This is a genomic window from Pseudomonas emilianonis (assembly GCF_023072625.1).
Classification (GTDB): Bacteria; Pseudomonadota; Gammaproteobacteria; order Pseudomonadales; family Pseudomonadaceae; genus Aquipseudomonas; species Aquipseudomonas paraveronii.
This window is the reverse complement of sequence record NZ_JAKNRV010000193.1, coordinates 1-9,627: the sequence shown is the minus strand read 5'-3', so window position 1 is coordinate 9,627 and position 9,627 is coordinate 1. Positions and strand designations below refer to the sequence as shown.

The 9,627-nt window shown below is 61.8% G+C and carries 8 protein-coding genes and 1 pseudogene; 7 read left to right on the top strand and 2 right to left on the bottom strand.

The genetic code is table 11. The features are described 5' to 3' along the window. Window positions 1-58: 58 nt before the first annotated feature. The 4 genes and pseudogenes from L9Z73_RS18595 to L9Z73_RS18580 form a co-directional block, all read left to right on the top strand. Window positions 59-466: pseudogene (locus L9Z73_RS18595) on the top strand (twin-arginine translocation pathway signal protein); the annotation flags it as partial. Window positions 467-501: 35 nt separating this feature from the next. Continuing rightward, window positions 502-2,097, top strand: coding sequence for a GMC family oxidoreductase (locus L9Z73_RS18590; protein WP_247403812.1), 1,596 nt, complete (start codon window positions 502-504; stop codon window positions 2,095-2,097). 103 nt (window positions 2,098-2,200) lie between these two features. Continuing rightward, window positions 2,201-2,680, top strand: a complete 480-nt coding sequence (gene coaD / locus L9Z73_RS18585) for a pantetheine-phosphate adenylyltransferase (RefSeq protein ID WP_022641651.1) — start codon at window positions 2,201-2,203, stop codon at window positions 2,678-2,680. A gap of 103 nt (window positions 2,681-2,783) precedes the next feature. Next, window positions 2,784-3,035: a YfhL family 4Fe-4S dicluster ferredoxin gene (locus tag L9Z73_RS18580; RefSeq protein WP_247403809.1), complete on the top strand. Its 252-nt coding sequence runs from the start codon at window positions 2,784-2,786 to the stop codon at window positions 3,033-3,035. A 153-nt stretch (window positions 3,036-3,188) separates the two neighbouring features. Here the strand turns inward: L9Z73_RS18580 and mutM are convergent, their stop codons facing one another. Further along, window positions 3,189-4,001, bottom strand: a complete 813-nt coding sequence (gene mutM, locus L9Z73_RS18575) for a bifunctional DNA-formamidopyrimidine glycosylase/DNA-(apurinic or apyrimidinic site) lyase (protein ID WP_247403806.1) — start codon at window positions 3,999-4,001, stop codon at window positions 3,189-3,191. A 21-nt stretch (window positions 4,002-4,022) separates the two neighbouring features. After that, a complete protein-coding gene (locus L9Z73_RS18570) occupies window positions 4,023-4,835 on the bottom strand; it encodes an HDOD domain-containing protein (protein ID WP_247403815.1) in 813 nt (270 codons plus the stop codon). Window positions 4,836-5,085: 250 nt separating this feature from the next. Between L9Z73_RS18570 and L9Z73_RS18565 the strand changes: the two genes are divergently transcribed. The 3 genes from L9Z73_RS18565 to ilvD all read left to right on the top strand — a co-directional run bounded on the left by L9Z73_RS18565 (window position 5,086) and on the right by ilvD (window position 9,421). After that, complete coding sequence (locus L9Z73_RS18565; protein WP_247403802.1) at window positions 5,086-6,282, top strand: class I SAM-dependent rRNA methyltransferase; 1,197 nt, start codon at window positions 5,086-5,088, stop codon at window positions 6,280-6,282. A gap of 186 nt (window positions 6,283-6,468) precedes the next feature. Further along, on the top strand, window positions 6,469-7,245 hold the full coding sequence (locus L9Z73_RS18560) for an MFS transporter (RefSeq protein WP_345894169.1): 777 nt from the start codon (window positions 6,469-6,471) through the stop codon (window positions 7,243-7,245). A gap of 334 nt (window positions 7,246-7,579) precedes the next feature. Then, the gene (gene ilvD / locus L9Z73_RS18555) at window positions 7,580-9,421 is read left to right on the top strand and encodes a dihydroxy-acid dehydratase (protein WP_247403798.1); all 1,842 of its coding nucleotides are present in this window, start codon (window positions 7,580-7,582) and stop codon (window positions 9,419-9,421) included. Window positions 9,422-9,627 lie beyond the last annotated feature (206 nt).

Sequence of the window (9,627 nt, the reverse complement as noted above, 5' to 3'; positions counted from 1 at the left end):
CCGCTGGTTGTAGCGATAGTGACCGGGCAACGCACCTTTGAAAGCCCCGAGGAAATGCGGCTTTGCTTTGCTGCGGGCCAGCGATTTGCCGTTTCTGCGCGCGGTGATCCCGGTGTTGCTGGAAGGCGTGGCCAGCGCCCAGGAAGTCGCCAGCGGGATTGAAGACACCCTGAAAAAACTCGACTACAGCCTGCAGCACCTGTCGCCGGAGATGTTCAAGCTCACCCAGCAACTGTTCGACGTACTGGGCATGGGCATCACCCGTGGCCCACTGACCGGGATCTGGGGCAGTTGGGAAAACGCCAGCGCTGAACAAATCCGCAACTTCCTGCACCGCTGGGAAAACAGCTACCTGAACCTGCTGCGCATGGGCCAGGGCTCGCTGCTCAAACTGGTGATCATGGCCTGGTACTTCCGGCCGGCGTCCTGGGCCCATTGCGGCTACCCCGGGCCACCGAAGATCTGATTCGCACCCACCAATAAAAACAAGAGACGACCCTGATGCCCGTACCCGATCTGTTCCGCGACGGCCTGGCCCGTGGCTGGAAAACCCACAACGGCGCCGCCCTCGACCGCGACCTGACGCTGGAAGCCGACGTAGCGATCATCGGCAGCGGCGCCGGCGGCGGCACCACCGCCGAAATCCTCAGCGCCGCTGGCTACAAAGTGCTGCTGATCGAAGAAGGCCCGCTCAAGACCAGCAGCGATTTCAAGCTGCTCGAAGACGAGGCCTACGCCAGCCTGTACCAGGAAGGCATCGGCCGCATGAGCAAGGACGGCGCCATCACCATCCTGCAGGGCCGGGCGGTGGGCGGCACCACGCTGATCAACTGGACCTCCAGCTTCCGCACCCCGGACGCGACCCTCAGCCACTGGGCCAGCGAGTATGCGGTCAAGGGCCACGGCAGCGCGGACATGGCGCCGTGGTTCGAAAAAATGGAACAGCGCCTGGGCATTGCCCCCTGGGCCATGCCACCCAACGCCAACAACGACGTGATCCGCAAAGGCTGCGAACAGTTGGGCTACAGCTGGCATGTGATCCCGCGCAACGTGCGCGGCTGCTTCAACCTGGGCTACTGCGGCATGGGTTGCCCGGTCAACGCCAAGCAGTCGATGCTGGTGACCACCATCCCCGCCACCCTGGAGAAAGGCGGCGAGTTGTTGTACCTGGCCCGCGCCGAACGCCTGAAATACAGCGGCGACCGCATCAGCAGCCTGGAATGCGTGGCGATGGACGAACGCTGCGTCGCCCCTACCGGGCGCACCATCACGGTCAAGGCCAAACACTATGTTCTGGCCGGTGGCGGCATCAACAGCCCGGCGCTGCTGATGCGCTCGGACGCCCCCGACCCACATTCGCGGCTGGGCAAGCGCACCTTTTTGCATTTGGTGAATTTCTCCGCAGCGCTGTTCGACGAGGTGATCAACCCGTTCTATGGCGCGCCGCAGTCGATCTATTCCGATCACTTCCAATGGCAGGACGGCACCACCGGCAGAATGTCGTACAAGCTGGAGGCACCGCCGCTGCACCCGGCGCTCGCGAGTACGCTGCTCGGCGGCTACGGCACACAAAACGCCCTGGACATGAGCCAGTTGCCCAATACCCACGCGATGCTCGCCCTGCTGCGCGACGGATTCCACCCCGACAGCCCGGGCGGCAGCGTGGAATTGCGCGGCGACGGCACGCCGGTGCTCGATTATCAGGTTTCGCCTTACGCCTGGGACGGCCTGCGCCGCGCGTTCCACAGCATGGCCGAGATCCAGTTCGCGGCGGGCGCCAAGTCGGTCAAGCCGCTGCATCACGATGCGCGCTACGTGAAGACCCTGGCCGAAGCGCGCAGCCTGATAGACGGCCTCAACCTGGAATTACACCGTACCTGCCTGGGCAGTGCCCACGTGATGGGCGGCTGCGCCATGGGCGAAGAGCCGAAAAACGCCGTGGCCGACAGCCTCGGCCGCCATCATCAACTGCGCAATCTGTCGATTCATGATGGTTCGCTGTTCCCCACCAGCATTGGCGCCAACCCGCAATTGTCGGTGTACGGATTGACCGCGCAACTGGCGAGCGCATTGGCCGAACGTCTGAAAACAGCATGAAAAAACCAGGTATTTCGCGTGCCTATTCGCATAAGTCGACTTGGCCGACCGGGATGGCTGCGATACCATCCGGTTCCCCAACGGACTCCGCCAGGACGACGCGATGAACCGAGTGTTGTACCCAGGTACCTTCGACCCGATTACCAAAGGCCATGGCGATCTGGTCGAACGCGCCTCGCGCTTGTTCGACCATGTGATCATCGCGGTCGCGGCCAGCCCCAAGAAAAACCCGCTGTTTCCCCTGGAACAGCGCGTGGAGCTGGCGCGTGAGGTCACCAAGCACCTGCCCAACGTAGAAGTGGTGGGTTTCTCGACGCTGCTGGCGCATTTCGCCAAAGAGCAGAACGCCAATGTATTCCTGCGTGGCCTGCGCGCGGTGTCGGACTTCGAATACGAATTCCAACTGGCCAACATGAACCGCCAACTGGCGCCGGACGTGGAAAGCCTGTTCCTCACGCCATCGGAGCGTTATTCGTTCATTTCCTCGACGTTGGTCCGTGAAATCGCCGCTTTGGGCGGGGATATCACCAAGTTCGTGCACCCAGCCGTCGCCGAGGCGCTGACCCTGCGCTTCAAGAAGTAAGACCGCTCACTCGGCGCCCGCTCGCACTGCGGGCGCCAATGCGGCACAATTGCGCGCATTAGTTTTTCAGATGCCTTGGCTGACTGCCCTGGCAGGAGTTTCCATGTCCCTGATCATCACCGACGATTGCATCAACTGCGACGTCTGCGAACCCGAGTGCCCGAACGCCGCGATTTCCCAAGGCGAAGAGATCTACGTGATCGACCCCAACCTCTGCACCCAGTGCGTCGGCCACTACGACGAACCGCAGTGCCAGCAGGTGTGCCCGGTGGATTGCATTCCACTGGATGAAGCGCATCCGGAAACGCAAGAGCAATTGATGGTGAAGTACCGGAAGATTACTGGTAAGGCTTGAGTTTGTTGGCGCCTGTAAGGGCCTCATCGGGGGCAAGTCGAATCGTCGCACCGCCCCTCCCACATTTAAAATGTGTTCACACATCAAAGTGTGGGAGGGGCGGTGCGACGATTCGACTTGCCCCCGATGGCGATATCAGCCATCACACAGCAATCAGCTCTGGCACTTAGGGCAAAACACACTCGCCCGCTGCCCCAGCACCACACTGCGCAACTCGCTCCCGCAGACCTTGCACGCCTCGCCCCCTCGGCCGTAGACAAACAGCTCCTGCTGGAAATACCCCGGCTGCCCATCGCCACCGATAAAGTCGCGCAACGTGGTGCCGCCGCGTTCGATGGCGGCCGCCAGAATGCGTTTGATCTCGATCGCCAGCTTCAAATAGCGCCCGCGTGAAATGCCACCGGCCTCGCGGCGCGGATCGATCCCCGCCGCGAACAGCGCTTCAGTCGCGTAGATATTGCCCACGCCCACCACCACCGCGTTGTCCATGATGAACGGCTTCACCGCCATCGAACGCCCACGGGACAGTTTGAACAGGCGCTCGCCATCGAACAGCTCGGTCAACGGCTCCGGCCCCAGGCGAATCAGCAATTCGTGGTTGTGCGGGTCCAGGCTCCAGAGCATCGCGCCGAAACGCCGAGGGTCGGTGTAGCGCAGGGCCAGGCCCGACTCCAACTCGATGTCCACATGCTCGTGCTTGGCCGCCGGCAGGCCGACTTCCACCAGGCGCAGGTTGCCCGACATACCGAGGTGACTGATCAGGGTGCCCACTTCGGCATTGATCAACAGGTACTTGGCCCGCCTCTCCACCAGCACGATGCGCTGCCCGGACAGGCGCACATCGAGGTCTTCCGGGATCGGCCAGCGCAGGCGCCGCTCACGCACCACGACGCGGCTGACCCGCTGGCCTTCCAGGTGCGGTGCAATCCCGCGCCGAGTGGTTTCGACTTCTGGTAACTCGGGCATGTGTACCTCGTGAGAAAAGGGTCAGTGCGCGCCCAGTTCGCGGATCGACAACTTCATGCTTTGGAAGTCGTAATCCGACAGGCCCACGTAGTCCAGCACCAGATGGCCAATCGCATCCCACTCATGGTCAACCGCCTGGTTGCCCAGCACCCGGTACGACGAGCAGATGTGCTCGGCCATTTTCAGGATCGCCAGCAGGTTCTTGAGTTGCGGATTGCGCGGCGACTCATCGCTGAAGATCGCCAGGGCGTTGTGATGGTTGGCAATGGCGTCGGTCACATGCTCCGGCAGGCGCCAGGACTTGGCGGTGTAATAACCGACCACCGCATGGTTGGTGTTGAACGCATTGTTTTCGGTGTCGACCACACGGCAGTCGGCGCCGGCATTGGCGTAGGCCTCCTCGAGCACCACCATGTAATTGGGGAAGCGCTTGAGCATCAGCGGTACGCCGCAATCGTGGAACAGCCCCAGGGCATAGGCTTCGTCCACCGCCTGGGCGCCGGTGCGCTTGGCCAGGGTCAGGCAGGTCATGGCCACATCCTGGGCGGTGTCCCAGAAACGGTTGAGGGTGACGATGGTGTCGTCGCTCATCTCGCCTTTGATCGACAGGGCGTTGATCAGGTTGATGATCGAGCGGCTGCCCAATAGGTTCACCGCGCGCTGGATCGAGGCGATCTTGTTACTCAGGCCGTAATACGACGAGTTGACGATCTTCAACAGCGCGCCAGACAGGCCCGGGTCCTGGGAAATCAAGCGCGCGATCACTTCCAGGTCCGGGTCGGGCATGTACTGTTCCATCTGCAAATCCACCATGATTTGCGGCTGGGGCGGCACGCTGATGCCTTGCAGGGCCTGCTGGATCTGTTCGGCGGAAAGTTCTTGGGACATAAGTACACACTCCGGGCTAGGCGGGGATTCTAACCCTGATGGGAAGCTGACCGACACCTCAAAAAAACCAATGGCACTCCCATCAAATGGACGCTGCGACCTCGGCACAGCACGCCCGCCCCTACAGCCCATCAGGCCAAGCCGCGAAGTTTCATGTAACACGGTATACTCCCGCTCTTTTTTCCGGAGCGACGTCATGTCCCTGCCAAGCCTGCGTCTCAAAGCCAATGCCGATCGTCGTTTGCGCAACGGCCACCTGTGGGTCTACAGCAACGAAATCGACGTGGCCGCCACCCCACTTCACGGCTTCCAGGCAGGCGACCAAGCCATCCTGGAAGCGGCCGGCGGCAAGACCCTGGGCATCGTGGCCATGAGCCCGAACAACCTGATCTGCGCGCGCCTGCTGTCGCGTGACATCAAGTTGCCTTTGGACAAATCGCTGCTGGTACACCGCCTGAACGTCGCCCTGTCCCTGCGTGACCGCCTGTTCGACAAGCCGTTCTACCGCCTGGTCTATGGCGACTCCGACCTGCTGCCGGGCCTGGTGGTCGACCGTTTCGGCGACATCCTGGTGGTACAGATCGCCTCGGCGACCATGGAAGCGCATAAAGAAGACGTGATCGCCGCCCTGACCCAAGTGCTCAAACCAAGCGGCATTCTGTTCAAGAATGACTCCGCCGCGCGTGACGCCGAAGGCCTCAACCGCTACGTCGAAACCGTGTTCGGCCTGGTGCCGGAGTGGGTCGCGCTGGAAGAAAACGGCGTGAAATTCGAAGCCCCGGTGATCCAGGGCCAGAAAACCGGCTGGTTCTATGACCACCGCATGAACCGCGCACGCCTGGCCCCGTATGCCAAAGGCAAGCGCGTCCTCGACCTGTACAGCTACATCGGCGGCTGGGGCGTGCAAGCGGCGGCCTTCGGCGCCACTGAAGTGTTCTGCGTCGACGCCTCGGCCTTCGCCCTCGACGGCGTCGAGCGCAACGCCGCGCTGAACGGCGTCGCCGAGAAAATGACCTGCATCGAAGGCGACGTCTTCGAAGCCCTCAAAGAATTGAAAGCCAGCGAAGAACGCTTCGACGTGATCGTCGCCGACCCACCGGCCTTCATCAAACGCAAAAAAGACATGAAAAACGGCGAAGGCGCCTACCGCCGCCTCAACGAGCAAGCCATGCGCCTGCTCAGCAAGGACGGCATCCTGATCAGCGCCTCGTGCTCGATGCACCTGCCGGAAGACGACCTGCAAAACATCCTGCTGACCAGCGCCCGTCACTTGGACCGCAACATCCAGATGCTCGAACGCGGCGGCCAGGGGCCGGATCATCCGGTACACCCGGCGATTGCCGAGACGCGCTACATCAAGAGCATTACGTGCCGGTTGTTGCCCAATAGCTGATGACGTGCAGGCCCCGTGGAACACTTGATGCGTGTTCCTACGGGGTTTTCAGACGATTCCCACTGCTACATCCATTGACTTCCCCTACCGCCAAATCGATCCTCGCCCCCCCCTCACGGATCGAGCGAATGACTGATGCCTCATAGCGCGCCCGCATCAAAAAAGTCATCCACGCTCCTGCTGCTCATGACGATGACCCTGCTCGCCGTCTTCCCCCTCGACGTAGTGCTGCCATCCTTCCCCGCGCTATCCAGCCACTTTCACACCACACCGTCCGAAATCGCCGAGTCCGTGAGTATTTTCGCCATCGGCCTGGCCGTTTCGTTGCTGCTGATTGGGCCGTTGTCCGATAGGTTCGGCCGTAAAAAGCTACTGCTGGCAGGCATCGCCCTGTCGGCAATTGGCGCAACGGGCTGTCTGTTCGCTGAGGATTTCGCCTGGTTTCTTGGCTTTCGCGTGGTCCAGGCCGTGGGGTGTGGGACGTTTGCCTTGTCCCAGGCGTTGATTCAAGACCTGTTTGCCGGGCGCGAACTGGAGCGGATTCGGATCTGGATGACCACCGCCGGTGGGATTTTCATCTCAAGCTCCCCGCTGATGGGCACCGGGCTTCAGCTCTATGGCGGCTGGCAGGCCAGCTTTTATGTGTTCATCGCCTTGGCGATCGTGGTCTGGCTGTGGTCCGCACGCCTGTTGGACGAGTCGCGCAGTCAGCACCGGCCTGGCGCTGATCGCCGTTTCCGGCACGGTATTGCTTTGGCTGGGCTGGCAATTCGGCTTGTCCGCCGCCACGGTGTTGATCCCCATGTTGGTCTGCACCGCCGGCACCACCATCTGCCGGCCCATCGCCAGCTCCAAGGCCATGAGCCTGTACCCCCAACTCGCCGGCACATCGACCTCTGCCGGCAGCCTGCTGATTTTCATGTGCGGCGGCCTGATCAGCCTGGTGGTCAACCTGGCGAGTGACAACCTGAGCGTCGCCCTCGCCCTGTGCTTTTTGATCCTGAGCGCCATCGGCCTGGGTTTGAATGCATTGATCACGCCGCGGCCACACATCCCGTAGCGGCTTTCTTCACGGTTTCGGCCATTCCCTCCAGCCGCCAGCGGTGTAGAATCGGCCCTATTCATCGCCAGTCATCCCCCGGCGGGTTTATGAGCTCAAGGCCACTGCGCACGGCGATCCCGTAACGTTTGCGGCAACTTCCGGACACACGGCCATTTTTCGGGTGTTCCAGACGTCCATAGAAGCTCACTCCCCTTAGCACCTGATTAGTTTTGATTAGCCGCCCGGAGGGCTCAAATGCCAGATTACCGCTCGAAAACATCCACCCATGGCCGCAACATGGCCGGCGCCCGCGCACTGTGGCGTGCCACGGGGATGAAAGATGACGACTTCAAGAAGCCGATCATCGCGATTGCCAACTCGTTCACCCAGTTCGTCCCCGGCCACGTCCACCTCAAGGACCTGGGCCAACTGGTCGCCCGCGAGATCGAACGCGCCGGCGGCGTAGCCAAAGAATTCAACACCATCGCAGTCGACGACGGCATCGCCATGGGCCATGACGGCATGCTGTATTCCCTGCCGAGCCGCGAGATCATCGCCGACTCCGTGGAGTACATGGTCAACGCCCACTGCGCCGACGCCATCGTGTGCATCTCGAACTGCGACAAGATCACCCCCGGCATGCTGATGGCCGCCCTGCGCCTGAATGTCCCGGTGATCTTCGTCTCCGGCGGCCCGATGGAAGCCGGCAAGACCAAACTCGCCTCCCACGGCCTCGACCTGGTCGACGCCATGGTCATCGCCGCCGATTCCAGCGCTTCTGACGAGAAGGTCGCGGAATACGAGCGCAGCGCCTGCCCGACCTGCGGTTCGTGCTCCGGCATGTTCACCGCCAACTCGATGAACTGCCTGGTCGAAGCCCTGGGCCTGGCCTTGCCGGGCAACGGTTCGACACTGGCCACCCACAGCGACCGCGAGCAGTTGTTCCTGCAGGCCGGCCGCACCATCGTCGAGCTGTGCAAGCGCTACTACGGCGAGAACGATGAGTCGGTGTTGCCGCGCAACATCGCCAACTTCAAGGCGTTCGAAAACGCCATGACCCTGGACATCGCCATGGGCGGTTCCACCAACACCATCCTGCACTTGCTGGCCGCAGCCCAGGAAGCCGAGATCGATTTCGACCTGCGCGACATCGACCGTCTGTCCCGTCATGTGCCGCAACTGTGCAAAGTCGCGCCGAACATCCAGAAGTACCACATGGAAGACGTCCACCGCGCCGGCGGGATCTTCTCGATCTTAGGTTCCCTGGCCCGTGGCGGCCTGCTGCACACCGACTTGCCGACCGTACACAGCAAGTCCCTCGCCGAAGGCATCGCCAAGTGGGACATCACCCAGACTGACGACGAAGCCGTACACACCTTCTTCAAGGCCGGCCCGGCAGGCATCCCGACCCAGACCGCGTTCAGCCAGTCGACCCGTTGGGACACCCTCGACGACGACCGTGAAAACGGCTGCATCCGCAGTGTCGAATATGCCTATTCGCAAGAAGGCGGCCTGGCCGTGCTGTACGGCAACATCGCCCTCGACGGCTGCGTGGTGAAAACCGCCGGTGTGGATGAGTCGATCCATGTCTTCGAAGGTCGCGCCAAGATCTACGAAAGCCAGGACAGCTCGGTACGCGGCATCCTCGCCGACGAAGTCAAAGAAGGCGACATCGTGATCATCCGCTACGAAGGCCCGAAAGGCGGCCCGGGTATGCAGGAGATGCTCTACCCAACTTCGTACCTGAAATCCAAGGGCCTGGGCAAAGCCTGCGCCCTGTTGACCGACGGCCGTTTCTCCGGCGGCACCTCGGGCCTGTCCATCGGCCACGCTTCGCCTGAAGCCGCTGCCGGCGGCGCGATTGGCCTGGTACAGGACGGCGACAAGGTGCTGATCGACATTCCGAACCGCTCGATCAACCTGTTGATCAGCGATGAAGAACTGGCTGCACGCCGGGTCGAGCAGGACAAGAAAGGTTGGAAGCCGGTGGAGAAGCGTCCGCGTAAAGTCACCACCGCATTGAAGGCCTACGCTCTGTTGGCGACCAGTGCCGACAAGGGTGCGGTGCGTAACAAGGCAATGCTCGACGGGCTGTAAGGCTCGCCCATAAAAATGCCCCGCCAAGTGCGGGGCATTTTTTTGCTGGGAGAAAACCTCAATAACCATGAGGATCAAATGTGGGAGGGGGCTTGAACTGGCCTAATGATTTTGGACACTTCAATCGGGCGCTATGATGGCGCCCAAATCTGAGGTGTTTGGTTATGCGTAAATCTTACTCGAGTGAGTTCAAGCTCAGGGCTGCC

Coding starts and splice junctions, on each gene's coding strand:
- mutM (WP_247403806.1), bottom strand. CDS start 4,001: ATGCCCGAGTTACCAGAAGTCGAAACCACTCGGCGCGGGATTGCACCG.
- ilvD (WP_247403798.1), top strand. CDS start 7,580: ATGCCAGATTACCGCTCGAAAACATCCACCCATGGCCGCAACATGGCC.
- coaD (WP_022641651.1), top strand. CDS start 2,201: ATGAACCGAGTGTTGTACCCAGGTACCTTCGACCCGATTACCAAAGGC.
- L9Z73_RS18580 (WP_247403809.1), top strand. CDS start 2,784: ATGTCCCTGATCATCACCGACGATTGCATCAACTGCGACGTCTGCGAA.
- L9Z73_RS18560 (WP_345894169.1), top strand. CDS start 6,469: ATGACGATGACCCTGCTCGCCGTCTTCCCCCTCGACGTAGTGCTGCCA.
- L9Z73_RS18565 (WP_247403802.1), top strand. CDS start 5,086: ATGTCCCTGCCAAGCCTGCGTCTCAAAGCCAATGCCGATCGTCGTTTG.
- L9Z73_RS18590 (WP_247403812.1), top strand. CDS start 502: ATGCCCGTACCCGATCTGTTCCGCGACGGCCTGGCCCGTGGCTGGAAA.